Here is a 24,244-nt window from a genome sequence, read left to right as displayed (position 1 = left end):
GACCGGGGTTCCATTTTGATGACACGTTTCGATGTACTCACCGTTGGCAATGCCATCGTCGATATTATTGCCCGGTGCGACGACCAGTTCCTGATCGACAACGCCATCACCAAGGCGGCGATGAACCTGATCGACGCTGAGCGTGCCGAATTGCTCTATTCCCGCATGGGCCCGGCCATCGAAGCCTCCGGCGGCAGCGCCGGCAACACGGCAGCAGGCATCGCCAATTTTGGTGGCAAGGCAGCCTATTTCGGCAAGGTCGCCAAGGACCAGCTCGGCGAAATCTTTACCCACGATATCCGCGCGCTCGGCGTCCACTATGAGACCGCGCCGAAAGAGACGTTTCCGCCCACCGCCCGTTCTATGATTTTCGTCACCGAGGACGGCGAGCGCTCGATGAACACCTATCTCGGTGCTTGCGTCGAGCTCGGACCCGAGGACGTCGAAGCCGATGTCGTTGCCGATTCCAAGGTCATTTATTTCGAGGGCTATCTCTGGGATCCGCCGCGCGCCAAGGATGCGATCCGCGAATGCGCCCGTATCGCCCATGAAAACGGTCGCGAGGTCTCGATGACGCTCTCCGACAGCTTCTGCGTCGGCCGTTACCGGGACGAATTCCTGGAGCTGATGCGCTCCGGCACCGTCGACATCGTTTTTGCCAACCGTCAGGAAGCACTCAGCCTCTACGAGACAGAGGATTTCGAGGAAGCGCTGGCCGGGATCGCCCGCGATTGCAAGATTGCAGCCGTGACGATGAGCGAAGACGGGGCGGTCATCCTGCGCGGCAGCGAGCGCTACGAAGTCGACGCCATCGAGCTGGACGAGCTTGTCGACACGACAGGGGCCGGCGATCTGTTCGCCTCCGGCTTCCTCTATGGGTATACGCAGGGACGGGAACTCCGGGATTGCGGCAAGCTTGGCTGCCTTGCGGCAGGCACTGTGATCCAGCAGATCGGCCCCCGGCCTGACAAGTCGCTGTCGAAGCTGGCCAAGGAAGCCGGGCTTATTTGAAGGCCTCTCCGGGATAGGCGCCCCAGATTTCCGATTGCGCCACCCAGCCTTCGGTTCCATCGGTTGTCGTCTTGCACCAGGTGCCGTTGCATTCGCGCACATCGAGGACGACGCCGGGCTCGAGCTTGGCAATGACGGAACTCGACGGCTGCGGATCCCGGCGCATGTTGACGTAGACTTCCTTGCCTTTGCCCTTCATCCACGGGGCGGCGATCGCGGCGCGCGAGCCTGACAGCAGCGACTGGTTGACCCAGCCCTCCGTGCCGTCGGCATCCCGTACCTGGCGCCAGTTGTCGTATTCCTGGATGATTTCGACTGGCAGGCCGGCGCGGGTATAGAGCCATGAGACCGCGTAATCGCTGCTCGGGCCGATGCGCAGGTTGACGCGCTTCGATTTCAGCGTCACGAAGCGTGGCAGCGGCAAGCCGCTGGCACCCTTGGCTGCCTGAGCGTTGGCGATCTGGATCGAGCCGGCCATCATCATCAGGCCGAGTGCAAATGCCGTACAGGATTTGAAGATGGTGCTCCGCATCAGAATTCCGTTCGATTGTCGTGGCGCGCTGCCCGGGCGCGCTTCGTTCCGGCCATCCGCAAATGCGTGGACGCCGAAAGCGACTTCTGTTTGTCTTCGACTGCGGGTCTGGTAGAACTGCCCGCAACGTTAAAATTATGTCTGGTCTTGGTTAAGGACCTCTGAACAAGGCATCGCAGGGCGTCATGACAACGAAGAAAAAACCAAAAGTCTATCTGACGCGCAAACTGCCCGACGCAGTCGAGACGCGGATGCGCGAGCTGTTCGACGCCGAGCTCAACATAGACGACCGGCCGCGCACCTCCAGCGAACTGGCGGCGGCGATGCAGACGGCCGATGTGCTGGTGCCGACGGTGACCGACAGGATCGATGCGACCCTTATCGAACAGGCAGGCCCGCAGCTGAAACTTATTGCCGGCTTCTCGAACGGCACCGATCACATCGACGTGGAGGCTGCGGCGCGAAAGGGCATCACCGTAACCAACACGCCGGGCGTGCTGACCGAAGATACCGCCGACATGACGATGGCGCTTATCCTCGCCGTGCCGCGGCGATTGGCCGAGGGCGCGCGGGTGCTGACTGACAAGCCCGGCGAATGGGCCGGCTGGTCGCCGACGTGGATGCTCGGCCGCAGGCTTTCCGGCAAGCGCATCGGCATCGTCGGCATGGGCCGCATCGGTACCGCCGTCGCCCGCCGTGCCAAGGCCTTCGGCCTTTCGATCCACTATCACAACCGCAGCAAAGTCAGCCCGGAGACCGAGGACGAGCTGGAGGCGACCTACTGGGACAGCCTCGACCAGATGCTCGCCCGCGTCGATATCATCTCGATCAACTGCCCCTCGACACCAGGCACCTATCACCTGATCTCGGCAAGACGGCTGGCGCTGCTGCAACCAACCGCCTTCATCGTCAACACCGCGCGGGGCGACATCATCGACGAGCCGGCCCTGATCAACATCCTGCGTGACGGCAAGATCGCCGGCGCCGGTCTCGACGTGTTTTCCAACGAGCCGGCCGTGAACCCGAAGCTGATCAAGCTCGCCAACGAAGGCAAGGTGGTGCTCCTGCCGCATATGAGCTCTGCCACCATCGAGGGCCGCATCGAGATGGGCGACAAAGTGATCATCAACATCCGCGCCTTCATGGATAGCCATCGCCCGCCGAACCGGGTGCTGCCCGGGCGCTGAGTGCCCTCGGGTCAGGCCAAAGGATCCACGTGGAAGCGCTCGTCGTTGGCGATGGTTAATCTGCCGGCAGCAAGGACTTCCGCATTTCGATCGAGGTGGTCCGGCCGAAGCCGGGATGGGCGTTTTCGGCGGTCTTGCGAAAGCCCCAGGCAGCAAATGTTGCGTGATTTTCGACGAGTTCGATACGGGTTTCGAGCCGCAGCGCCGGTAGCTTTTCCTGCCGCGCAAGCTGTTCCGCAGCCTCGATCGGCCTTCGACCTATACCTCGGCCCTGCAGTGCCGGCAGAACCGCCAGCTTGCCTATGTAGAGGCAATCGGGTTCCAATCGACAAAATACACAGCCGGCTAAGATCTTTTCCTGCATGACTATAAAACCGATTTCGGCTCCGGCCTTTTGTCGCAATGACCGGGCTGTCAGGGCTTCTGCCGACGTGGGTGGGTCGACGCGGCCTTCCATGTCTGCAAATGAGGTCTGGATAAGCCCCAGCAAGGTGTCCCAACCGGTAAAGTCTTCTTCCAGTCGGTGCAGTTCTAGGCCGCTCATGATCCTGCGGTGCCACCCACCTTAGCCGGCTTGGTGCGCCTTGCATAACGGATGGTGTCGAACCTTGCGGCAAGTGCGTCGTAGAGCAGCAGCCGGCCGATCAGCGGTTCGCCGATGCCGGTAACGAGCTTGATGGCTTCCATCGCCATCAGCGTTCCGATGACGCCGGTAAGCGCGCCGACGATGCCGGCCTCGGCGCAGGAAGGGATCAAACCCTCCGGCGGCGGGGCTGGAAACAGATCGCGGTAGGTCGGATTGAGACGGCCGTCAGGGTCGGTTTCATAGGGCTTCAACACGGTCAGCGAGCCGTCGAAACGGCCGACGGCGCCGGAGACAAGGGGCTTGCCGGCGGTATGTGCGGCGTCGGCGGCCGCATAGCGGGTATCGAAATTGTCGGAGCCGTCGACCACGAGGTCGAAGCCGGCGAGTTGCCGCATTGCCGTCTCGGCCGCAAACCGCTCCTCGAAGCGGATGGTGCGGATATGCGGGTTGAGCCGGGCGATGGCATCGGTCGCACTTTGCGTCTTCAGTTCGCCAATGGTACCGGTGTCGTGGATCACCTGGCGCTGCAGGTTTGACAGCGATACCCGGTCGTCGTCGGCGATGCCGAGCGTGCCGATGCCGGCGGCGGCTAGATACTGCAGCACCGGCGCACCGAGACCACCGGCGCCGATGACCAGGATACGGGCTGCCTTCAGCTTCTGCTGGCCGGCGCCGCCGATCTCGGGCAGCAGGATATGGCGGCGGTAGCGCTCGATTTCATCGGGGTTCAAGGGTTCCATTTCATCATCCTATCATTCGCATCCGGCTCGCGCAAAAGCGGTGCGTCATGGCTGGACGGCACCGTGGTCGACGCCCAGAAACTGGGCGCGCTCACCGAGCGCCGAAAACATGCTCCGGTCGGTGCCGGTCATGAAGGCCTGGCCGCCGAGGCCGTCGATCAGGTCGAACAGCGCTGCCCGTCGATTTTCGTCGAGATGGGCAGCAATTTCATCGAGCAGCAGCACGGGAGCGTGGCCTGTCAAATTGCCGACTAGTCGGGCATGTGCCAGCACCAGGCCGACCAGCAGAGCCTTCTGTTCGCCGGTCGAGCAGCGCCCGGCGTCCATGTCTTTTTCGAGATGGCGGACCTTGAGGTCGGCGCGGTGCGGCCCATCCAATGTTCGTCCGGCGCCGGCGTCGCGGTAGCGGCTGTCGCGCAACATGTCGGCATAGCAATCCTCGAGATCGACGGCTGGGCCATCAAGCCCGCCATCGAGAAAACCGGAGAGGGTGAGGGAGGCCGAGGGAAAGGGGGTAGCCTCGCGGCTGGCGTCGATCAGGCCCGACAGCAGTCCGAGCATTTCCTCGCGGGCAATCGCCATCGCAATACCGAGACTTGCCATCTGCTGCTCGATGCCGGAAAGCCAGGCCGGGTCGAAACGGCCTTCGGAGAGCAGGCGATTGCGGCTGCGCATGGCGCGCTCGAAGTCGGTTGCCCTGCGGCCATGGGCCGGATCGAGCGACAGGACCAGCCGGTCGAGAAAACGCCGGCGATCGGAGGAGCCACCGGTAAAGAGTCCGTCCATGGCCGGCGTCAGCCAGGCTACGCGCAGGTGGTCGGTCAATTCGTCGACGGTTCTGGCCGTGGTGCCGTTGATACGCAGGCGCCGGACCGCTGTCTCGTCCGTGGTATCGACGCCGGTGCCGATCTCGACACCGCCGTCCATACCCTCGATTTCCGCAAAGATGGAGAAGCCATTGGCCGCCCCGACCCGGGTGATATCTCCATAGGCGGCGCGCCTGAGGCCGCGGCCCGGCGACAGCAGCGAGACTGCTTCCATCAGGTTCGTCTTGCCGGCCCCGTTATCGCCAGTCAGCACGACGTGCCGCCCGTCCAGATCCAGCGCCGCTGCCGCGTAGTTGCGGAAGTCGGTCAGTTTCAGGCGAGAGAGAGAGACCTTATGCGGCATCGGGATCCGGGATTCGTGTGTCCGGTGAGAGCTATGCCGATCGGTGCGGAATGGCAAGGTCGGCTGGGAGGCTTGTTGTGGGACAGGCGTTTTGTTGGGAAGGGGGCCTATCCAAAAGGGATGTTGGCAATCGAATATTCGCGTCTATGATGGCAGTCTAGCAGGCCTGAGGGGGGATGATCATGCCGAATAGTGTAAATCTGCACCGCGTGCTGGCGACCAACCCGGACAAAGTCTATCGCGCCTTTCTCGAAGCGGACGCGCTGGCAAAGTGGCTCCCGCCCAATGGCTTTGCATGTACGGTGCATCACCTTGAGCCGCGCGTTGGCGGTAGATTCAGGCTATCCTTTCGCAATTTCTCAAGCGGCAAAAGCATCAGCTTCGGCGGCGAATACAAAGAACTGGTTGAAAATCAGCGGCTTCGTTACACGGACAGTTTCGAAGATCCAAACCTGCCCGGCGAGATGGAGGTCACTGTCGTCTTGAAGACGGTGTCCGTCGGCATCGAACTGGTGATCGTTCAGGCAGGCATTCCCGACGTTATTCCGGTCGAGATGTGCTATCTCGGCTGGCAGGAATCCCTCCGTAATCTGGCAAAGCTCGTTGAACCCGATATCGCCGATTAGTGATCGAGGTCTCAAGGGATGTAAGGCATCGGGCCACGACAGAGGCCTCGGCTCAATCTTGCGGCTACGCGCCAGATAGGGTACCCCCCTATGCTACCAATCAGGAATTTTCGAACATGACCCTGTCGCACGATCACGGCCGCACGTTGGGCGCTGCCCATGACCATTTGTTTCTCGGTGAAAATCATGCTCGCAACGAGCGTCGCACCTGGCTCGTCATTGCCATCACGGCATCGATGATGGTGATCGAGATCGTTGCTGGGAATATGTTCGGCTCTATGGCGCTGGTGGCGGATGGCTGGCATATGTCCACGCATGCTGCAGCCATGCTGATCGCCGCGCTGGCCTATCTTTACGCCCGCAGGCACGCCAATAATCCGCGGTTTTCCTTCGGTACCGGCAAGCTCGGCGATCTCGCGGGCTTTGCCAGCGCGGTTGTACTGGCGCTGATCGCTCTTATGATTGCGTGGGAAAGTTTCTTGCGCCTGCGATCGCCGGTTTCCATCAACTTCCAAGAGGCGATCTTCGTGGCCGTGGTCGGCCTGCTCGTCAATATCGTCTGCGCATGGCTTCTCAGGGACGATCACCATCATAGCCATGGCCACCACCATTCCCATGACCATGCCGGACATCATGGGCATGGGGGTAAGGATCAGAACCTGCGCGCGGCCTACGTGCATGTGCTGGCGGATGCGCTGACATCTGTTCTGGCGATAGGCGCGCTCGTGCTCGGCAGCATCTATGGCTGGCTCTGGCTTGACCCCGCCATCGGCATCGTCGGCGGTATCGTAATCGCCCGCTGGTCCTGGGTGCTTGTCCGCGACAGCGGGCGCGTTCTGCTCGATTACCAGACCGATGACGAGGACCTGCCGGAGGAAATCAAGGATATCATGACGCGGGAGGGGGTGGAGATCCTCGATCTTCACGTCTGGCAGCTCGGGCCCGGCCATCACGGCGCCATCGTCTCGATCGTTGCCGATAATCCGCACGCGCCGTCCTACTACCGTGAAAAACTGGCTGCGATCGACGATCTTTCGCATGTGACGGTCGAGGTCGAAGCTCGTGCGGCCTGAGCACCGAAGCGTCGCCGGGAGGGCAGTCAAATGAGCCACACGATCCGTGAAAAGCAGAAACTCATCAACCGGGTGCGGCGTATCCGTGGCCAGATGGAAGGCGTCGAACGGATGCTGGAGGACGAAAAAGGCTGTGAAGAGGTTATGCAGTTGATCGCCGGCGTCCGCGGTGCGATCAATGGCCTGATGGGCGAGGTGATGGAAGATCACATCCGCATGCACCTTGCGGCAGCGGACCTCCGCCAAGCGGAGCGTGAGGAAGGCGCGGCGGAACTCATCGATGTCGTGCGCACCTATCTGAAATAGCAGCGCGCGGTGAGGGGGACTTCTTCTCCCCCGGTGTATGCTCATTCTGCGTGTCGGGTCACCCAAAATTATGGGACTGCCTCCTGCTTACTTCAATGTGCAAGCGGTGGCCGCGAGGGTTGGGCATCTTCCTGCCGGCCCTTTGTCCGGGCGCTTGCCGCTTCTTCCAGGAGTTTTGCGAACTCGCCCAACGGCACCCGGTCGGCGCGCAGCATCAGGCGGATCATCGGGTCTCTCAACATCTCGGACATGGTCAATTCGGTGGCGTGCATAGCGATCTCCTCGTTTGCCGAAGGGATAGACGGGGAGCATTACAACCGGGTGTCAGCCAGTTGACATTACGGTGGTGAAATCGTGGCTGGAATGTTTCCGCTCGCGAACTGCCTCAGCCGACTGCCGGCGTGGGCATGCACTTCGCCCAGCCGAAACTCGCAGGAGAGCGCCTAAACGGTCATATCGAGAGTCTTCTCCTTCTCGATGTAGGCTCGCTGCTGGTCGGTGATGTAGTCGCGGACGATGGGGGCGGCATCGCGGGAGCGGGATAGCTGCATGTGGAACACGAGCTGGCTTCCCGTGCGGAACATCATCTCGGCGCTGATCAGGTAGAATTCCCACATCCGGGCGAAACGCTCGTCGTAGAGCGCCACTACCTTGTCGCGGTTCGCCTCGAAGCGGGATGCCCAATGCTGCAGCGTCGTCGCGTAATGCACCCGCAGGAACTCGAGGTCGGTCACCCAAAGGCTGTTGCGCTCTACGACCTCGAACACTTCTGACAGCGCCGGCGAATAGGCGCCGGGGAAGATGTATTTCCGCAGCCAGGCGCTGGCCATGCCGGGTGGGCTCATATGGCCGATGGAGTGCAGCACGGCAACACCATCGTCCGGCATCAGTGAATTCAGCTTGGCAAAGAACTCGTCGTAATGATGGACGCCGACGTGCTCGAACATGCCGACCGAGACGATACGATCGAAGGACTCGGTGACATCGCGGTAGTCGCGCAACTCGAAGGTGACGCGGTCGCCAAGGCCTGCCTTGCGTGCCCGCTCGGTGGCAAGGGCCTGCTGTTCGCGCGATAGGGTGACGCCGAGAACCTCGATGTCTTCCAGCTTGGCAAGATAAAGCGCCAGATCGCCCCAGCCGCAGCCGATATCGAGGACTTTCATGCCCGGTTTCAGGCCGAGCTTGCTGGCCAGCAGCCTGAGCTTGTTGCGCTGCGCCTGCTCCAGCGTTTCGCTTGGCTCGCGGAAATAAGCGCAGGAATAGAGCATGTTTTCGTCGAGGAAGAGTTTGTAGAACTCGTTTCCGATATCGTAGTGGTGGGCGACGTTCTGTTGCGCCTGGCCCTTCCTGTTGGATTGCTGGCGCTTGCGGAACCTCATCTTGATGGCACGCAGGATCTTCTGGATCGGGTAGGAGCCGAGCGACAGCCGGTTGATCGAGAACAGCGTGAGGAAGTCGCGCAATGTCGAGCCGTCCTCGAAGCGCATGGTGCCATCCATATAGGCCTCGCCGGCAGCAAGCTCGGCGTTGAAGACCAGTGTCCTATAAAGCTTTTTGTCCGTCAGCCGCATCGTAACGTGGGGGCCTTCGGTGCCTGAAAATACGTGGCGCTTGCCGTCTGCGTCGATGACCGTCAGCCGGCCCTTGCGGATAAAAGCCTTCATCATATGCGAAAGCGGAAACATGCATTTTCTCTCGTCAAACCACCGCCACGGCTGCGTTGCCGGGCCCAATTAGGATATCCTATCATTGGGTTGACGAAAAAGGCGAGAGGTATTGTGACACAGAAACCAGCCTGCCGCTCCCAAAGCTTCTTCGCCTGAACGAGCGAAGCCGGCAGCGTTTCCGCAACCGACTTCAAGTCTCACAATCCGGCCGAGATGCCTATTCGCTGAGCGTGTCGAAGAAATCCTTCATGCGGGCGAAGAAGCCTGTCGATTCGGGATTGTTATCCTGTGAAGATATCTGTTCGAACTCCTGCAGCAGCTCGCGCTGACGCTTGGTTAGCTTCTGCGGAGTCTCGATCTGCACCTGGATATAGAGGTCGCCGACTTGGGCCGAGCGAAGAACGGGCATGCCCTTGGCCTTCAGCCGGAATTGCTTGCCGGCCTGCGTGCCCTCGGGAACGGTGACACGCGATTTCGTGCCATCAAGCGTCGCCACGTCGATGGTGCCGCCGAGTGCTGCGGTCGTCATGGAAATCGGCACGGCGCAATAGAGGTCTGCGCCGTCGCGCTGGAAGAATTCGTGCGGTTTGACAGACAAGAACATATAGAGGTCGCCGGCAGGGCCGCCGCGCGTGCCGGCTTCGCCTTCCCCTTGCAGGCGGATGCGGGTGCCGTCCTCGATGCCGGCGGGAATGTTGACCGACAGCGAGCGTTCCTCGGTAACGCGACCCTGACCCTGACACTTGGTGCAGGGATCGGGAATGATCTGGCCGCGGCCGTGGCAGGTCGGGCAGGTACGTTCGATCGAGAAGAATCCCTGGGCTGCGCGCACGCGGCCGGAGCCTTGGCAGGTCGAGCAGGTCTTTGGTTGGGTGCCGGGCTTGGCGCCCGAGCCCGAACAGACGTCGCAGGTTATAGAAGTCGGAACTCGGATCTGCGCGGTTTTGCCGGCAAAAGCTTCCTCGAGCGAGATTTCCATGTTGTAGCGAAGGTCGGCACCGCGTTCGCGGCCGCCGGACGAGCGCTGGCGCTGGCGCCCACCACCCATCATCTCGCCGAAGATGTCTTCGAAGATGTCGGAGAAACCGCCGCCGCCGCCCATTCCGCCGCCGGCATTGCCCATGCCGCCATGTTCGAAGGCCGCGTGGCCGTATCGATCATAGGCTGCCCGCTTTTGCGGATCCTTCAGCATCTCGTAGGCTTCGTTCAATTCCTTGAACTTGCGTTCGGCTTCGTGATCACCCGGGTTTTTGTCGGGGTGATGCACCATTGCCAATTTGCGAAACGCAGATTTGAGCTCTTTGTCGTCCGCAGAGCGCGAGACACCGAGAATTTCGTAATAGTCTGCTTTAGCCATGCAGGATTAGACCCCGGAAATGGATTTCCGGCTGCCAAGAGGCAGCCGGACTTAAGTTTCCGCAAAACCGTTTCGGCTTGCGCTTGTGACTTATGCGGACTTCTTGTCGTCCTTGATTTCCTCGTAGTCGGCGTCGACGACATGGTCGTCAGCGGCAGAGTGCCTTGCTGCATCGGCTGCTGCTGCCTCATCGCCACCCTGCTGCGATTCGTAGATCGCCTGGCCGAGCTTCATTGAGGATTCCATCAACGTCTGGGTCTTCGCCTTGATGTCCTCGGCGTCCGGCTCGGAGGCTTCGGTTGCGCTCTTCAGGGCGGCAATCGCATCGGCAATCGCCGTACGGTCGGCTTCCGAAACCTTGTCGCCGAAGTCCTTCAGCGACTTCTCGCTGGAGTGGATCAGGCTTTCTGCCTGGTTCTTGGCTTCGACACCGTCACGACGCTTCTTGTCGGTTTCGGCGTTGGCTTCGGCGTCCTTGACCATCTTTTCGATCTCGGCGTCGGAAAGACCACCCGAAGCCTGGATGCGGATCTGCTGTTCCTTGCCAGTGCCCTTGTCCTTGGCCGAAACCTGAACAATGCCATTGGCGTCGATATCGAAGGTGACTTCGATCTGGGGAACGCCGCGTGGCGACGGGGGCAGGCCGACGAGGTCGAACTGGCCGAGCAACTTGTTGTCCTGCGCCATTTCGCGCTCGCCCTGGGAAACGCGGATCGTTACGGCCGACTGGTTGTCGTCTGCGGTCGAGAAGGTCTGGCTCTTCTTGGTCGGGATCGTCGTGTTACGCTCGATCAGGCGCGTGAACACACCACCGAGGGTTTCGATACCGAGCGACAGCGGGGTCACGTCGAGCAGCAAGACGTCCTTGACGTCGCCCTGCAGAACGCCGCCCTGAATGGCCGCGCCCATGGCAACGACTTCGTCAGGGTTGACGCCCTTATGAGGCTCCTTGCCGAACAGCTGCTTGACGATTTCCTGGACCTTAGGCATGCGGCTCATACCGCCGACCAAAACGACTTCGTCGATCTCGGCCGCAGTCACGCCAGCATCCTTCAGGGCTGCCTTGCACGGTGCGACGGTGCGCTGGACCAGGTCGTCGACCAGGCTTTCCAGCTTTGCGCGGGTCAGCTTCAGCGTCAGATGCTTCGGGCCGGTCGCGTCAGCAGTGATGAAAGGCAGGTTGATTTCGGTCTGCTGCGACGAGGAGAGTTCGATCTTCGCCTTTTCAGCGGCTTCCTTCAGGCGCTGCAGGGCCAGCTTGTCGCCCTTGAGGTCGATGCCGTTGTCGCGCTTGAATTCGCCGACAAGGTATTCGACGAGGCGCATGTCGAAATCTTCGCCGCCGAGGAAGGTGTCGCCGTTGGTCGACTTCACTTCGAAGACGCCATCACCGATTTCGAGGATCGAGATATCGAACGTACCACCGCCCAAGTCGTAGACGGCAATGGTCTTGCCTTCCTTCTTGTCGAGACCGTAGGCAAGTGCTGCTGCCGTCGGCTCGTTGATGATGCGCAGAACTTCAAGGCCGGCGATGCGGCCTGCGTCCTTGGTTGCCTGGCGCTGTGCGTCGTTGAAGTAGGCTGGTACGGTGATAACGGCCTGGGTGACCTTCTCGCCGAGGTAGGCTTCAGCCGTTTCCTTCATCTTCTGAAGGATCATCGCGGAAATCTGTGCAGGGGAATAGCCCTTGCCGTTGGCTTCGACCCATGCGTCGCCGTTATCGCCCTTGACGATGTTGAAAGGGACGAGGTCCTTGTCCTTGCCAACAGTCGGATCTTCGAAGCGGCGGCCAATCAGGCGCTTGACAGCGAAGAGTGTGTTCGTGGGGTTGGTCACCGCCTGGCGCTTGGCCGGCTGACCGACGAGGCGTTCGCCATCTTCGGAGAAAGCGACCATAGATGGGGTCGTGCGTGCGCCTTCGGCGTTCTCGATGACCTTGGCGTCCTTCCCGTCCATGACGGATACGCAGGAATTTGTCGTTCCAAGGTCGATACCAATTACTTTTGCCATGTCATTCTCTCCATTGAAGCAGACTGTCGAAACCCCTGTCAGGCATTTCTGGGACAGCCCCTTACGGGATAGTCTTGCGGTTTGCGCAGTCATAGCTGCGGTGATGTCGGCTATATAAGTAGCGATTTTGCGGACTGCAAGGCTCGAAATGAAGCGGAATCCGGCAAAGCCCACGCTTTATTTCAAGGTGTTGCAGCTTCTGACGGCAACCCCGGAAAGAGGCGTGAACCGGCATCAGACCAGCCCTTAGTCCATCCTGCAAGTGGCAACGGCCAAATCAAACGTCAAGAGGTGTTATCGGCCCATGAGATAGTCGAGCAAGGTGGTTCGGCGTGGCCGCGCATCCGACGGCGATTCGCCGATATCGGCAGGCGGTGTAGGGCTTTGCGAGGCATAGGGATTGCTGTCCGCGCCGGGCCCGACGGGTGGCATGTCGACCGGTTCGTCATTGTTGGCGACAGCAGCCGGTGCCTGCTGGGGCGCCGCAGTGGGTCTTGCCGAGACTGCCGGGTTGGCGGGCGCCGGAGGATAGGTGCCGGCTGGAGAATTGGCTGCTGCCGCTGGCGTCTTCGGGGGAATGTTGCCGGTTGTCGGGCCGCCAAGCACGCCGGAGATGATGCCCGAGATCGTCGACTGGTCGCCGGCATCGCCGCCTGACTGCGCCATCGGCATGCTGCCATCGATCATCTGGCCGCCGCCAAACAGCGGTGCCGGCGTCAGGCCCTTGTGCGCCGCGATCATGAATTCCTTCCACGCCTTTGCGGGCAGGCTGCCGCCGGTGACCTTCTTCATCGACTTGCCGTCGTCGTTGCCGAACCAGACGCCTGTCGTGAAGTCGTTGGTAAAGCCTACGAAGAGGGCGTCGCGGAAGGATTGCGTCGTGCCGGACTTGCCGGCCGTCTGCCAGCCCGGAATCCTGGCCGCCTTGCCGGTGCCCGATGCCATCACACCTTCCATCATGTAGTTCATGTTGGTAACGACGCTGGGGCTGAGGACGCGGGGCGGATCGCTGAAATTCGCGGTATAAAGCACCTTGCCGGAGGCAGACGTCACCTTGGTGATGACGTGCGGCGTGGCCTTGTAGCCGCCGTTCATGAAGGCGGCATAAGAGGATGTCAGCTCCAGCAGCGACACTTCGGATGTTCCAAGCGCGATCGAGGCATTGTCCTGCAGTTCTGAATCGATGCCGAGGCGATGGGCGAGCTTGATCACGTTCGGCGGGCCGACCTCCATCACCAGCTGGGCTGCGATGGTGTTGAGAGAATGGGCGAGGGCCGTCGCCAGCGTCACGACGCCGGAATATTTCTGCTCGTAGTTCTCCGGCGTCCAGTTTCCGATCTTGATAGGCGCATCATTGCGCACGGATGTCGGCGTCAGGCCCATTTCCATCGCCGCCGCGTAGACGAAGGGCTTGAAGGCCGATCCCGGCTGGCGTTTGGCTGTGACAGCGCGGTTGTACTGGCTCTCGGCATAGTCGCGACCGCCGACCATGGCGCGGATGGCGCCTGTTCCGTCCACCGAGATCAACGCTGCCTGCGAGGCGTCGAGCTTCTTGCCATCATGATCGAGCACGTCGCCCAGCGCTTGTTCGGCCTTGGCCTCCATCGCCATGTCGATGGTGGTCTCGACGACGACATCTTCCTTGATCTGGCCGATCAGGCCCGGCAGCTGGTCCATCACCATGTCGGCCGCATAATTCTGTGCGCCGTTCCAGAAACTCTTGGCGCGGGTCGGAGGGGCTGCCAGTGCCGTCTTGATATCTGCGTCCGTGACATAGCCCTGGTCGCGCATCGCTTGCAGCACGACTTGCTGGCGAGCATGGGCTGCCGCTGGATCGCGGATCGGCGACAGTTTCGACGGCGCCTTGACGAGGCCGGCCAGCATCGCGGCTTCGCCGAGGTTCACATCACGGGCGGATTTGTTGAAATAGCGACGTGACGCGGCCTCGACGCCAAAGGCGTTCGAGCCGAAGAACACGCGGTTGAGGTACATCGCGAGGATCTGGTCCTTGGTGTAGGTGTGCTCCAGCCAGAGGGCGAGCAACACTTCCTGGACCTTGCGCTCCATTGTCCTGTCGGGCGACAGAAACAGGTTCTTGGCCAGTTGCTGCGTCAGGGTCGATCCACCCTGGACGGTATGGCCGGTCAGCAGGTTGGTCGTGAACGCGCGGGCTAGGCCGATGGGGTCGACGCCGAAATGCGAATAGAACCGCCGGTCCTCGATGGCGACGATGGCCTCTGGAATAAACGGAGACATGTCCTCGAGCGCTAGGGCCTCGCCGCCGGTCGCGCCGCGGTTGGCGAGCGACGTGCCGTCCATGGCGTTGATCTTGACATTGGGTGGACGGGCCGGGATCTGCCACGTGCTGGCGCTCGGCATGCGCGACCCGTAGTAGAGGACAATGCCGGCAACGCCTATGCCACCCCACAAGGCCAGCACCAGACACCAGTATATCAGCCGTCGGATAAGGCCTATGAAGCCGATGCCTTCGCGGCGCTGCGGTCTCTTGTGGCCTCCGCCACGCCCGCTCCGGGCGGTCTTTCGACCCTTGGGATATTTCTCGCGTGCCTTGCCGGAACCCTTTGCGGGCGAGCGGCCGACTATGCGATCTTCAGCGTCGATCGTCAGCTCGTCGTCATCGCGGTCGGGCTTGCCGGCGAAGGACGGTTCGATGCGCTGACCTGATCTGCCTTTTCCTGCCATTGCGGACCGGTCAACCCTTCGGTGATGATGCTGCACGCAGGCCGACAGGCAAATTGCCTGTCAAAAGGCGCCCCGCGACCCAGCTTTCGGTTGAACTTTAAATGCGGCGATTTAAGGGGATGTTAAAGGCGGCACGGGTTTTCCATATCCCGATCAACAGTTTGTGGTCGGAGGTTTGCTATTTGATCGGCAAGCCGAACTGCTCTCTTCAGTTATGCCTCTACCTCTCCGCGCAATGAACGCTCCCGTTCTGTGTCGTAGAGTCAAGATCTTTGAGCGTGGCCCCACTCGACTTCCTGCATGTTCGATGTTTGATTTGCATTCTGTGCAACCGAGGGGCGGTCGATGAATATCGAGTGGGACGAGCGTAGGGCGAGGCGGGCGCAACTGCACAAGTTTGCTGCGGCTCTAGCGATCACCTGCATGATCGCGGCACTCCCCATTCTCTTCGTCGGGATGCGGATCGGTTTGTAATTTTCACTGGCGCTGCAGGGTGCAGACACTTTGCGGTACCGCGTGGCTGCTGCCCATGCCGGTATCCGTATCTCCGAGACTTGATATCTCATCTGTTCCTTGTGGAACACAAACGCTGCTCGCGCATTTGGTAAGCGACTGCATGTTTTTTGTTCAATGAGGGATCGAATATGAAAATTTTTGCCACCGCGTTTCTGACTGCGTCCATGGCCTTGGGCTCACTGTTTGCCGTATCCGCTCCAGTATCTGCCGCGCCGATGGCGCCAGTCCAGATCACACAGTCTTCTGACGTGGTACAGGTCCGGGACGAGCGCTGGCGCCACGATCGCCATGAGCGCCGGAACTGGCGCCACGATCGCCGCGAATTCCGCCATGGCCGCGGAGAGTGGCGCCGTGATCGCGGATACCACAACCGCCGCGAATGGCAGCGCCATCACCGCCGCAACGGCGTCATCATTCGCCTGTAATACATCTGAAAAGAGCCCTGCGGGGCTCTTTTCTCGTTAGAAGAAATGGATTCCAGATTTCTTTTGTACGGCGGAACGAATGGCTGGTGGTGTCGTTAGTCCCAGTGCCGTTAGTTGATAAAGGAGAAATCCATGCCTAATCGCGATCCTCTTCCGCAGCCAGACGCTGAAACACCGCGTGGCCCGACATTCACGCCAGGTATCCCCGACCGGACCCAGGAAAAGCCGGCCGTGCCCCCGATAATCCAGCCGGAAGACGACCTGAACCCAAACGATCCCGTTGCCGCAATGGCCCGGCCAGACTCGAATACGGCGATCTAACCGACGATTGACAAATTTCCCAGTCGGGCGGCACGTGCCGCCCGAGCAATGTCTGGATATGAACCTTGCCTTCGCCGGCAGCTCCAGAAACAATTTTTGCACTGCAAAAATCAACAACTGCATTGCACATCTCACGGCCCTCTGTATTTTTGGCATGAGTTGGCGTCCTGTTCGGACTGCCGCCGCTGCAGCACCGTCCTGCTTCCCAAGAGGTCTATGTCATCATGATCGCGAAAATTGCCAACCTGTTCGTCGCAGGTTCCTTATCCCTGTGTGCGCTATCCGTCCCAGCTTCCTCCGCCGAGCTTCGTTCGGCAACCAAGGCTGAAATCGTCAAGCATCTCGGTCCGAACGCTGCCGGCAAAACCAACGCCAATGGCTTCACCTACAAGGAAGGCAGCAGCAAGGGCTACAAGGTGTCTAACGGCAGCATTTGCATCCGATCGCCGAATGGCAGCACCGGTTGCGCCAAAATCCTGACCGATGGGACCAACTTCAAGATGCTGACCGCCGATGGTGCAAGAGGAAATTTCTGAAGCCCGCCTTTTCAACCTTACAACTTCGCGATCTGGTCCTTCGAATGGCCAAGCGTTGCTGCGCAGCTCCCCCGTATTTCACCGGTTGTGTTTTTATCGGGACTAATGGACAATGTCATTTGCACGTCATCGAGGAGGATGAACGCGCAGGCATAGGTCAGGAGGAGACAGGCTCATGCGACACGTTAAATGGAGCAATCCGGTAGAAGTGGGTTTCAGTCAGGATGACGCCCGGGTGGTCAGTGGTCCATCCGATGCGTTGCACTGCCTGATGGACATGTGGCCGGATCGGCGCGGGCCTCTCTATGTGGCTGCGCGCAGTGTATGCCGCGCGGCGATAGCAGGCCGGCGGTCGGCCGAGGAAGCTCGTGAGATCTTTATGTCGGCAACGCGTGAAGCAGACCTGACAACACACTGAAGCGGACCTAAGCGGACGCTCCTCGCGGATTGGGCATGACAGGAGGCCTCCGAGAGGCCCCCTGTATCTTCAGTACTCAGTTGTGCGACGAATGCGGCTCGTTGCAGGCGGAGCCACCGTCCGGGCACACTATGACCTGACCATCATTGCGACGAATGACGCGCGGCGGCTCGCTATTGCCCGGCTGCTGAGCCTGCGGCTGTGGTTGCGGGCGAGGGGCCTCGGGCTGAGCACGCGGCGGCGGCGGAGCAGGCTGTTGCGGAGGCTGAGGTTGCGGCTGCTGTGGCTGCGGCTGCGGCTGACGCGGTGGCTGGCCTTGTGGAGGCTGATCACGCTGAGGGCGTTGCTGCTGCTGATCTTGCTGATTCTGCTGCTGGCGCCTGCGCGGCGGCTGGTTGTTGTCGCCGTCGAAGTTGCCCTGGTCGGGGTCGCCATAGCGCTGGCCAGCATCGCTGTCGCCATAACGCGGACGGTGGCGGGGTGGCGGAGTGTCATCGCCCTGGTAGTTGTCGCCGTAGTCTGGCTGGCGCTGGTGGCGCCTCTGCCAGTTACCCTGGTCATCGTCCTCAGGATCGTAAACCGGCGGCGGTGGTGGCCGGCGATAGATCGGCTGGCCACCATTGCGCTGCCAGTCCGGACCCTGCGCCCAGCGATCACGGTCGCGGTAGAAATCCCGGCCGCGATAGTTGCGGTCCCAGTAGTTGTCGAGATCGAAGGTGATTGTCGGGATGCCGAGCGGACGGTAATATTGCGGGCCGACATAGATACGCCGCTGCTGGTAGACCGCCTGGACATAACGGCCTGCGACCCAACCGCGACCACCGTCAAACGAGACGTCGCACCAAGGGAGGTCGGCAAGGCAACCATTTATCCGGAGTGGCGCGCCAATCGGGATGAGCGTCACTGCTGGATAGGCGGTGCTCGGTCCGGAACGCATGTTGACATTCGCCGTCGAGAAGCCCGAGGCAGCCTCGGCTATCGCCGGCAAGACCAACACGCTGCCCAGGGCTGCGGTGGCCAGAAGTAGTTTCCTCATGTGTCTCCTCCGTGGGACGTCTTGCAGCCAATGATTCGAGAGGCTGCTTTCTTTCGTCTTGTAAGAATAGATGCATGAACGTAACTTGAACGCGGAACGGCACTTCCATCTTGAAATGCGCGTCCTGCCAAACCATCTACTTTGCAGCCACATATCGATAAAAAGGCCCGGGGAGCAACGCTCCCAGTGGCAAAGGCGGGACAGCGTTAACCTTTTGTTAACCTATCGCGCCCAGACTATGTGCAAATCTGCTTTTGCTTTGACCACGGATGTACTGGCATTGTTTCGAAGCAGGTGACGAAAGGCCGGATCGTTCCGGCCTTTTTGTCGTTTTGGCGTATTGTATTGCTCATACAGCCAGGATCAGCCAACAGCCCGCCGTCAGATTGCCTCCCCCAAAATGAAACCGCCGCAAGCGGTGCTGCGGCGGTTTCAATGTGTAACAAAGTTTGGGCGACGACGCCCTGTTCGAACTTACATCTTCTTTGAGGCTAACGTCACCGGAGTAACCTTGTCCGGGCTGGCTGCGACATAGCCTGCACCGATCGCAACGTTGAGCGACACATAGTCGGCTGCACTGGTCTGCACGGCAGCGGCAAGGCTCTCCTGTGCCGAAGTGACCTGAAGCTGCGCGGTGATGACGTCTAGCAGCGAAGATGCGCCATCCTTGTAGCTAGCAGTCGAAAGCTGCAGCGCCTCGCGGTAGGATTTGACCTGCGCACGCAGCGCCGAGATCGTCTGTGCATCGCGGGTAACGGCCGAAAGTGCGTTCTCGACATCCTCGACAGCCGACAACACCGTCGACTTCCACGAGAGATACGCCGCACGGGCGTTCGATTCGGCGATCTTGACGTTGGCGCGCAACAGGCCGCCGTCGAAGATCGGCAGGTTGAGCGTGGGGCCGAACGACCAGGTCGTGAGGCCACCCTTCGTGCTGCCTGATTTGATGTAGGAAGGCGAGATCGAACCGCTCAGCGAAATGCTCGGGTAGAGCTGCGCTTCGGCAACGCCGATTTGGGCTGTGGCTGCTGCCAGCTGACGTTCGGCCTTGCGGATATCGGGACGGTTGCGGACGAGATCGGCGGGAACGCCGGTTGTCACGCTGCCACGAAATACGGGCTGTCCGGTCGACGACTGCATTTCGGCAATGACGGTGGCCGAAGGGACGTTCAGCAGGGTAGCGATGTGATGCACCTGCTTGCGGAAGGCGATTTCGTTCGGCGGCAGTTCGGAGAGCGACGAGTTGACGAGGCCCTCGGCCTGAACCACGTCAAGACGTGATGCGGCGCCGGCCTGCAGCTGGAACTTCGTCAGTTCGAGTGTCTCGCGGCGGGACTTGAGGTTCTCGTTGGCGACGCCGATCAGGGCCTGATAGTAGCGAGCCGTGATGTAGCTGGTCACCAGATCCTGCAGATAGGCCAGACGGGTGACATCGACGGTGGCGTAGGCTGCATCGAGCGTGTCGAGTGCGCCTTCGCGGGCACGACGATATTGTCCGAACAAGTCGAGAAGCCAGGAAGCCGTCAATTCGCCGCTGCTGGTGTGCTGCGTTGCCTGCGCTGTGCGCAGCTTGCCCTTCTGGCCGCTCATCGTCTGCGCTGCAGTGCCTGTTAGGCTGGGGAGGCCCCCTGCGCCGGCGACCGTGACATCGCCTTCATAGGCGACGGTTGCTTCGATGGACGAAAGGATGGAAACATTCTGGGCGAGACCTATGTTAACCAGGCCGTCAAGCTTAGTGTCATGGTAATCTGTCCACCACTTGCGGCTGGAAACGTCATCGTTCGACTTCGTACCGCCTTCCGAGAATTTCGCCGGCAGAGGCATCACCGGCGGCTTATGATCTGGGCCGCTGACGCAACCTGCCAGGATAAGCAGCAGGGCAGGAGCAGCTGTACGAATGGAAACCATCACTTTATTTCCCACAATTCTAATTACTATCAGCGTGTTAACGAAGTTTTCATAACTCCGTATCAAGATCATACACATTCACGGTCCGCAAACGGGTAGTCGTAAGTCGCGACAATCTAGCAATCGCATCTGCAAGATCACAGTCCCTCTGCCAGATTCTAAGACGTGATTGATCACACAGAGGTGTGAAACGGCCTCTTGCGTCAACGATTTTTTCCAAGTGTTGCAAAAAGCATACCCTGTCCGCCGGTCGCCGCGACCTTGTCGGGTCGACTCGCGTTACCTTTTGGCTCGGACAATGACGGTTGTAGAATTACAAGACCGTTCATGCTGATTTCGGAAAATAGCTGGCCAAACTTGCGCGAACCCGTGCCAGCGGCGTCTCGCCACGATCGTCAGGGACAAAGCGGGTGGCCGTTATAGCCTCAAAGGCGGCGATATAGACTTTCGAGGTTTGCTCCACCAAATCCTGAGGAATCTCAGGTATTTCGTCCCGATACGGATCGCAGCGCTCGGCGACCCAGCTGCGGACGAAATCCTTGTCGAAGCTCGCCGGGCGCGTGCCTTTTGCGAAGCTTTCCTCGTAACTGTCGGCAATCCAGTAGCGGCTACTATCCGGCGTGTGGATCTCGTCGGCGAGAATGATGGTGCCGGCCTCGTCTACCCCGAACTCGTATTTCGTATCGACCAGGATAAGACCGCGTTGGAGCGCCATCTGCTGGCCACGCGCAAAGAGCGCAAAGGCATACTCCGACAGCGTCTTCCACTGCAGTTCGGTCAGCAATCCGCCCTCGATAATTTCGGTGGGCGTCAGCGGCGCGTCGTGACCACCGTCGAATTCCTTGCTGGTGGGCGTGATGATCGGCTTCGGCAGGATCTGGTTGTCACGCATGCCGTCTGGCAGCGTCGTGCCGTACATGGTTCGCTCGCCCTTCTTGTAGAGCGTCAGAATGGATGTGCCCGTGGTGCCTGCCAGATAGCCGCGAACGACAATCTCGACGGGCAGGATATCCAGCCGCTTGCCGATGACGACGTTCGGATCAGGATAGGCAACCACGTGGTTGGGGCAGATGTCCTTGGTGGCCTCGAACCAGTAGCGCGCCGTTTCAGTCAGTACCTGGCCCTTGTAAGGAATGCAGGTGAGGATACGGTCGAATGCACTCAGCCGGTCCGTGCTGATGATGATGCGGTTGCCGTCGGGCAAGTCGTAGTTTTCCCGCACCTTGCCGCGATAATAGTTCGGCAGTTCGGGAAAATGGGCTTCTGAAAGGATGCGCAAGGGGACCACCGATCGGCTAGGCATCCGGCTTGCGGATGCGTGTTGTACGCCGATCCATAAATTGCCAGTCGCCGATGTCAACCGCGATCGCTCCGTCGCGGGGCAGGATGACTGGCTCAAGACGAGGCCGGCCGCTGCCAGCCGCCGCCGTCTGCCGGCTCGAGGAGAGGCGTCGCCAGGACGCCGACAACCCGCTCTGTCCATTTCTGATCGAGCGCGCCGAGACGCTGCCGCCAGCGCTCCGACTGCAACATCGCCGCGCCAATCACCACCGGTTCGACGCCGCATAGCGTCATCAGTTCGAGGCCGGCGGCGATCGACGTTCCGCTGGAGATGACGTCGTCGACCAGGGCCACGCGCTTGCCTTCGATCAACGGCAGGAGCCGAGGGTCTATGAACAGACGCTTCCGATCTGGCGTGGTGATGGAGGACAGATCCACTGACAGTTCGTCGCGGTACCAGAATTTCCGCGAAGTTCCGAGCGGGACGTACCTGATGTGGCCGAGTTGGCGGGCAACTGCGGAGGCGAGCGTCAGCCCGAGCGTCGGCAGGCCGACAACGACATCGATGGCAAAGCCGGAAAGCCGGTCGGCGAGCGCCCTTGCCAATGCATCCTGCACGACAAAGCTCGCCTGATTGATGATCAGCGACGCGAGTGCGTGGCGCCCATCGGCAAGCACGCGGATCGGAAGCCTGATCCGGCCGCCGGCGAAAGCGGCGCTGTAGCTGTCGTGGAAAGGCCCGGCCATCTCGGGCCCGTGCGGATCGATCTGCTGCCAGAAGTCTTCGGGCTGCATCATGGTCTAGCGCCTCCGGCCGGGCTCGCTGCGCTTCTCCATGCCGCTTGCCTGCCTGAGACCTCGCACTTCTGTCTCCGTCAAAGCCCGCACATTGCCCTTGGGGAGATCCCCGAGTTGCAGATCCCCGAAACTGACGCGCACCAGCCGCAGGCAGGCAACGCCGAGCACATCGAGCATCCGGCGGATCTGGCGGTTGCGCCCTTGTCGCAGTTCCACCTCTATCCATGCATTGCGATCGCCATGGCGCAGCACCGTTGCCGTGCTTGCCGTCAGCCATTCACCATCGGATGTGACGCCGGAGATCATCCGCGCCAGCCGCATTTCGTCCATCTGCTGGTCGATCTGCACATGGTAGGTTTTTGCGACATGGGTGATGGGATCGAGCAGCGCCTGTGCGAGCACAGTATCGTTGGTGAAGAGCAGCAGTCCTTCGCTGGCCTTGTCGAGCCGGCCGACCGGTGAAAGGTGCGGGGCGTCGAAAGTCTTCAGGCAATCATAGACTGTCGGCCTGCCTTCGGGATCCTGGCGCGTGGTCACAAGGCCGCGCGGCTTGTTGAGCATGAGATAGACCTTCGTCTCTGCCACCACGGCAATTCCATCGACGGCAATTCGCGTGTGGTCGAGATCGACCCAGGCAGCGGTGTCCATCACAGTGCGGCCGTCAACACTCACACGGCCTTCGGAAATCAGCGCTTCTGCCTGGGTTCGCGAACAATAGCCGAGCTTCGACAGTGCCCGGGGTAGCGTCACCCGTTTGCCGTCCGCTGTTTCGCGATTTTTACCGCCTTGGTCATGTCGTTGCGGAGATTGCCGTTGGCTCACCGGTCCGTCCTGCACTTGGTATCGTTGCAGCCGGTTTGGCATGTCAGGCGGCTACATGCAAACGGTGTAGGCGGGCAGTGGGCGGGAGGGAACCACCCACATGGATCCCGTCCGTATCAGTGATGACTGAGGAAGGCTTCGAGGTCCTCGCGGCTCACCTCTACGCCGGCGGCAGCCAACGCCGGGTCCGGGTGGGAATAGATGAGGTTCGGAATGTCGGGAAGTTCGAGTGCCTGCCGCATGCTCATGATGCCGACTGCCCGGCTGATGCCCGACTTTACGACGCTGACTTCGACGATACTTTCCGGTCTGGCAGTCTGCATGATTTCCTCCCGCGCTTTTTTCTTATCGTTAGGCCTCGAATTGCGTTGTATAAGCCATCAGTAAATCATGGATTGCACTCAATACAAAGGCCTGCCGCATGGGCAGGCCTTTGTATTGATCTTTCATACCTTCGATTTGCACCGAAGTCCGCTTAGCGCCACCAGGTACGCTGCGGTTCGGGCTGCGATGCGCCTGCCAGCAGGTACCCTGCGGCCAGGCCGAGAAGGCCGACCACGACGAGGGCGGTCGTTGTTGCAGCGGCATGCTCCTTAGCGGCTTCTGCTGCTGCGGCGCTTTCAGCCTTGATCTGGGCGACAGCGTTCTTGGCCTTGGGCGCCGCGTCGTCGTAGAGTTTGCCGGCCTTGTCGCGCAAGTCGCTGTAGGCTTCCGAGCCCTGCGATGCCACCAGCTTCTGAAGGCGGGTGATTTCCTGCTGCAGAGCGCTGATGTCCTTGGTCATGCCATTCTTGATGTCGTCAGTCGTGGTCGCCATGCTGGCCTCCTTTTATCCGTAGGCCCCTGTAACAGCACGACGAGCGTTTTGGTTCCGTCGCCATCCCAGCCCCATTTGATTAAGAGACGGGATTCTGGATCTCAAGAAGAATTCCCGAACGTCGAATTTTGACCATTTGGGCAAGATTTTCGGTTTTGTAGTTTTCGTTTGGCTGTCCGAGTGGTGTCTGGTTTTGTCGTGTTGATAAAGATGTTCTGAATATGTGTTTAGAAACAGTCAGTTATAAATTTTTCAAAAAACTTTGGTGGGTGTGTGTTGACTACTTCGGGATGTAGGGCCTATAAGCCGGTCACTGACGAGGGCGGCGGCGCTTCTGGCGACGAACTGCTTCGCTCTGTTGTTTCGAAAAGAAGCTTGAGAGTTTTGGGGGTGATTTG

General features: G+C 60.4%; 24 protein-coding genes and 1 pseudogene. 9 read left to right on the top strand and 16 right to left on the bottom strand.

Annotated elements, in window-relative coordinates; translation table 11 throughout:
• Positions 1–18 precede the first annotated feature (18 nt).
• The gene (locus PR017_RS13145; protein WP_111220891.1) at positions 19–1,011 is read left to right on the top strand and encodes an adenosine kinase; all 993 of its coding nucleotides are present in this window, start codon (positions 19–21) and stop codon (positions 1,009–1,011) included.
• Here PR017_RS13145 and PR017_RS13140 read toward each other — a convergent pair.
• Positions 1,004–1,543, bottom strand: coding sequence for an SH3 domain-containing protein (locus tag PR017_RS13140; RefSeq protein ID WP_111220892.1), 540 nt, complete (start codon positions 1,541–1,543; stop codon positions 1,004–1,006). The genes PR017_RS13145 and PR017_RS13140 overlap by 8 nt on opposite strands.
• A 185-nt stretch (positions 1,544–1,728) precedes the next feature.
• On the opposite strand from PR017_RS13140, the gene PR017_RS13135 reads away from it, so the two are divergent.
• Entirely contained in the window at positions 1,729–2,730 is a 1,002-nt protein-coding gene (locus PR017_RS13135) for a 2-hydroxyacid dehydrogenase (protein ID WP_111220893.1), read from the top strand.
• Positions 2,731–2,785: 55 nt separating this feature from the next.
• On the opposite strand, the gene PR017_RS13130 is transcribed toward PR017_RS13135, so the two are convergent.
• From PR017_RS13130 to recF, 3 genes are read right to left on the bottom strand one after another with little or no spacing between them, the layout of a single operon-like run.
• Positions 2,786–3,274, bottom strand: coding sequence for a GNAT family N-acetyltransferase (locus PR017_RS13130; RefSeq protein ID WP_111220894.1), 489 nt, complete (start codon positions 3,272–3,274; stop codon positions 2,786–2,788).
• On the bottom strand, positions 3,271–4,056 hold the full coding sequence (locus tag PR017_RS13125; protein ID WP_111220895.1) for a molybdopterin-synthase adenylyltransferase MoeB: 786 nt from the start codon (positions 4,054–4,056) through the stop codon (positions 3,271–3,273). Before PR017_RS13125 ends, PR017_RS13130 begins: the two co-directional genes overlap by 4 nt.
• Before the next feature lie 45 nt (positions 4,057–4,101).
• Entirely contained in the window at positions 4,102–5,226 is a 1,125-nt protein-coding gene (gene recF, locus PR017_RS13120) for a DNA replication/repair protein RecF (protein WP_111220896.1), read from the bottom strand.
• A 182-nt stretch (positions 5,227–5,408) separates the two neighbouring features.
• Here recF and PR017_RS13115 point away from each other — a divergent pair, with 182 nt between their 5' ends.
• From PR017_RS13115 to PR017_RS13105, 3 genes are all read left to right on the top strand, one after another.
• The gene (locus PR017_RS13115; protein ID WP_111220919.1) at positions 5,409–5,852 is read left to right on the top strand and encodes an SRPBCC family protein; all 444 of its coding nucleotides are present in this window, start codon (positions 5,409–5,411) and stop codon (positions 5,850–5,852) included.
• Between the two features lie 116 nt (positions 5,853–5,968).
• Positions 5,969–6,925, top strand: a complete 957-nt coding sequence (gene dmeF, locus PR017_RS13110; RefSeq protein WP_111220897.1) for a CDF family Co(II)/Ni(II) efflux transporter DmeF — start codon at positions 5,969–5,971, stop codon at positions 6,923–6,925.
• A gap of 30 nt (positions 6,926–6,955) precedes the next feature.
• On the top strand, positions 6,956–7,231 hold the full coding sequence (locus PR017_RS13105) for a metal/formaldehyde-sensitive transcriptional repressor (RefSeq protein ID WP_111220898.1): 276 nt from the start codon (positions 6,956–6,958) through the stop codon (positions 7,229–7,231).
• Between the two features lie 92 nt (positions 7,232–7,323).
• On the opposite strand, the gene PR017_RS13100 is transcribed toward PR017_RS13105, so the two are convergent.
• From PR017_RS13100 to PR017_RS13080, 5 genes are all read right to left on the bottom strand, one after another.
• Positions 7,324–7,503: a hypothetical protein gene (locus PR017_RS13100; protein WP_111220899.1), complete on the bottom strand. Its 180-nt coding sequence runs from the start codon at positions 7,501–7,503 to the stop codon at positions 7,324–7,326.
• A gap of 171 nt (positions 7,504–7,674) precedes the next feature.
• Positions 7,675–8,916 carry an SAM-dependent methyltransferase gene (locus PR017_RS13095; protein WP_111220900.1) on the bottom strand — a complete coding sequence of 414 codons (1,242 nt, stop codon included), beginning with the start codon at positions 8,914–8,916 and terminating at the stop codon, positions 7,675–7,677.
• A gap of 199 nt (positions 8,917–9,115) precedes the next feature.
• Complete coding sequence (gene dnaJ, locus PR017_RS13090; RefSeq protein WP_111220901.1) at positions 9,116–10,255, bottom strand: molecular chaperone DnaJ; 1,140 nt, start codon at positions 10,253–10,255, stop codon at positions 9,116–9,118.
• A gap of 90 nt (positions 10,256–10,345) precedes the next feature.
• Positions 10,346–12,265, bottom strand: a complete 1,920-nt coding sequence (dnaK, locus tag PR017_RS13085) for a molecular chaperone DnaK (protein ID WP_111220902.1) — start codon at positions 12,263–12,265, stop codon at positions 10,346–10,348.
• Between the two features lie 294 nt (positions 12,266–12,559).
• On the bottom strand, positions 12,560–14,968 hold the full coding sequence (locus PR017_RS13080; RefSeq protein ID WP_111220903.1) for a transglycosylase domain-containing protein: 2,409 nt from the start codon (positions 14,966–14,968) through the stop codon (positions 12,560–12,562).
• A gap of 644 nt (positions 14,969–15,612) precedes the next feature.
• On the opposite strand from PR017_RS13080, the gene PR017_RS13075 reads away from it, so the two are divergent.
• From PR017_RS13075 to PR017_RS13060, 4 genes are all read left to right on the top strand, one after another.
• Positions 15,613–15,909 (top strand): hypothetical protein, encoded by a 297-nt coding sequence (locus PR017_RS13075; RefSeq protein WP_111220904.1) that lies wholly within the window; start codon positions 15,613–15,615, stop codon positions 15,907–15,909.
• A 132-nt stretch (positions 15,910–16,041) separates the two neighbouring features.
• Positions 16,042–16,230: a hypothetical protein gene (locus PR017_RS13070; RefSeq protein ID WP_111220905.1), complete on the top strand. Its 189-nt coding sequence runs from the start codon at positions 16,042–16,044 to the stop codon at positions 16,228–16,230.
• 224 nt (positions 16,231–16,454) lie between these two features.
• Positions 16,455–16,766, top strand: coding sequence for a hypothetical protein (locus PR017_RS13065; protein WP_111220906.1), 312 nt, complete (start codon positions 16,455–16,457; stop codon positions 16,764–16,766).
• 175 nt (positions 16,767–16,941) lie between these two features.
• Positions 16,942–17,184 carry a DUF982 domain-containing protein gene (locus tag PR017_RS13060; RefSeq protein ID WP_111220907.1) on the top strand — a complete coding sequence of 81 codons (243 nt, stop codon included), beginning with the start codon at positions 16,942–16,944 and terminating at the stop codon, positions 17,182–17,184.
• 307 nt (positions 17,185–17,491) lie between these two features.
• Here the strand turns inward: PR017_RS13060 and PR017_RS13055 are convergent.
• From PR017_RS13055 to PR017_RS13025, 7 genes and pseudogenes are all read right to left on the bottom strand, one after another.
• Positions 17,492–18,220, bottom strand: a pseudogene (locus PR017_RS13055) (SH3 domain-containing protein); the annotation flags it as partial.
• 474 nt (positions 18,221–18,694) lie between these two features.
• Entirely contained in the window at positions 18,695–20,128 is a 1,434-nt protein-coding gene (locus PR017_RS13050) for an efflux transporter outer membrane subunit (protein WP_111220909.1), read from the bottom strand.
• Between the two features lie 325 nt (positions 20,129–20,453).
• Positions 20,454–21,407, bottom strand: coding sequence for a phosphoribosylaminoimidazolesuccinocarboxamide synthase (locus PR017_RS13045; protein ID WP_111220910.1), 954 nt, complete (start codon positions 21,405–21,407; stop codon positions 20,454–20,456).
• Positions 21,408–21,523: 116 nt separating this feature from the next.
• Complete coding sequence (locus PR017_RS13040) at positions 21,524–22,204, bottom strand: phosphoribosyltransferase (RefSeq protein WP_111220921.1); 681 nt, start codon at positions 22,202–22,204, stop codon at positions 21,524–21,526.
• A 6-nt stretch (positions 22,205–22,210) separates the two neighbouring features.
• Entirely contained in the window at positions 22,211–23,071 is an 861-nt protein-coding gene (locus tag PR017_RS13035) for a pseudouridine synthase (protein WP_111220911.1), read from the bottom strand.
• A 74-nt stretch (positions 23,072–23,145) separates the two neighbouring features.
• Complete coding sequence (locus PR017_RS13030) at positions 23,146–23,352, bottom strand: hypothetical protein (protein ID WP_111220912.1); 207 nt, start codon at positions 23,350–23,352, stop codon at positions 23,146–23,148.
• Between the two features lie 152 nt (positions 23,353–23,504).
• On the bottom strand, positions 23,505–23,846 hold the full coding sequence (locus PR017_RS13025; protein WP_111220913.1) for a hypothetical protein: 342 nt from the start codon (positions 23,844–23,846) through the stop codon (positions 23,505–23,507).
• Positions 23,847–24,244: the final 398 nt, after the last annotated feature.

Source organism: Rhizobium tumorigenes (assembly GCF_003240565.2).
GTDB classification, from domain to species: Bacteria; Pseudomonadota; Alphaproteobacteria; order Rhizobiales; family Rhizobiaceae; genus Rhizobium; species Rhizobium tumorigenes.
Note: the sequence above shows the minus strand (reverse complement) of the source record. Positions and strands in the feature narration are given on the sequence as shown.

Bases quoted from the DNA above. Each gene is read 5' to 3' on its own strand.
- PR017_RS13145 (WP_111220891.1), top strand. From the start codon at position 19: ATGACACGTTTCGATGTACTCACCGTTGGCAATGCCATCGTCGATATT.
- PR017_RS13140 (WP_111220892.1), bottom strand. From the start codon at position 1,543: ATGCGGAGCACCATCTTCAAATCCTGTACGGCATTTGCACTCGGCCTG.
- PR017_RS13135 (WP_111220893.1), top strand. From the start codon at position 1,729: ATGACAACGAAGAAAAAACCAAAAGTCTATCTGACGCGCAAACTGCCC.
- PR017_RS13130 (WP_111220894.1), bottom strand. From the start codon at position 3,274: ATGAGCGGCCTAGAACTGCACCGACTGGAAGAAGACTTTACCGGTTGG.
- PR017_RS13125 (WP_111220895.1), bottom strand. From the start codon at position 4,056: ATGGAACCCTTGAACCCCGATGAAATCGAGCGCTACCGCCGCCATATC.
- recF (WP_111220896.1), bottom strand. From the start codon at position 5,226: ATGCCGCATAAGGTCTCTCTCTCTCGCCTGAAACTGACCGACTTCCGC.
- PR017_RS13115 (WP_111220919.1), top strand. From the start codon at position 5,409: ATGCCGAATAGTGTAAATCTGCACCGCGTGCTGGCGACCAACCCGGAC.
- dmeF (WP_111220897.1), top strand. From the start codon at position 5,969: ATGACCCTGTCGCACGATCACGGCCGCACGTTGGGCGCTGCCCATGAC.
- PR017_RS13105 (WP_111220898.1), top strand. From the start codon at position 6,956: ATGAGCCACACGATCCGTGAAAAGCAGAAACTCATCAACCGGGTGCGG.
- PR017_RS13100 (WP_111220899.1), bottom strand. From the start codon at position 7,503: ATGCACGCCACCGAATTGACCATGTCCGAGATGTTGAGAGACCCGATG.
- PR017_RS13095 (WP_111220900.1), bottom strand. From the start codon at position 8,916: ATGTTTCCGCTTTCGCATATGATGAAGGCTTTTATCCGCAAGGGCCGG.
- dnaJ (WP_111220901.1), bottom strand. From the start codon at position 10,255: ATGGCTAAAGCAGACTATTACGAAATTCTCGGTGTCTCGCGCTCTGCG.
- dnaK (WP_111220902.1), bottom strand. From the start codon at position 12,265: ATGGCAAAAGTAATTGGTATCGACCTTGGAACGACAAATTCCTGCGTA.
- PR017_RS13080 (WP_111220903.1), bottom strand. From the start codon at position 14,968: ATGGCAGGAAAAGGCAGATCAGGTCAGCGCATCGAACCGTCCTTCGCC.
- PR017_RS13075 (WP_111220904.1), top strand. From the start codon at position 15,613: ATGAAAATTTTTGCCACCGCGTTTCTGACTGCGTCCATGGCCTTGGGC.
- PR017_RS13070 (WP_111220905.1), top strand. From the start codon at position 16,042: ATGCCTAATCGCGATCCTCTTCCGCAGCCAGACGCTGAAACACCGCGT.
- PR017_RS13065 (WP_111220906.1), top strand. From the start codon at position 16,455: ATGATCGCGAAAATTGCCAACCTGTTCGTCGCAGGTTCCTTATCCCTG.
- PR017_RS13060 (WP_111220907.1), top strand. From the start codon at position 16,942: ATGCGACACGTTAAATGGAGCAATCCGGTAGAAGTGGGTTTCAGTCAG.
- PR017_RS13050 (WP_111220909.1), bottom strand. From the start codon at position 20,128: ATGGTTTCCATTCGTACAGCTGCTCCTGCCCTGCTGCTTATCCTGGCA.
- PR017_RS13040 (WP_111220921.1), bottom strand. From the start codon at position 22,204: ATGCAGCCCGAAGACTTCTGGCAGCAGATCGATCCGCACGGGCCCGAG.
- PR017_RS13035 (WP_111220911.1), bottom strand. From the start codon at position 23,071: ATGCCAAACCGGCTGCAACGATACCAAGTGCAGGACGGACCGGTGAGC.
- PR017_RS13030 (WP_111220912.1), bottom strand. From the start codon at position 23,352: ATGCAGACTGCCAGACCGGAAAGTATCGTCGAAGTCAGCGTCGTAAAG.
- PR017_RS13025 (WP_111220913.1), bottom strand. From the start codon at position 23,846: ATGGCGACCACGACTGACGACATCAAGAATGGCATGACCAAGGACATC.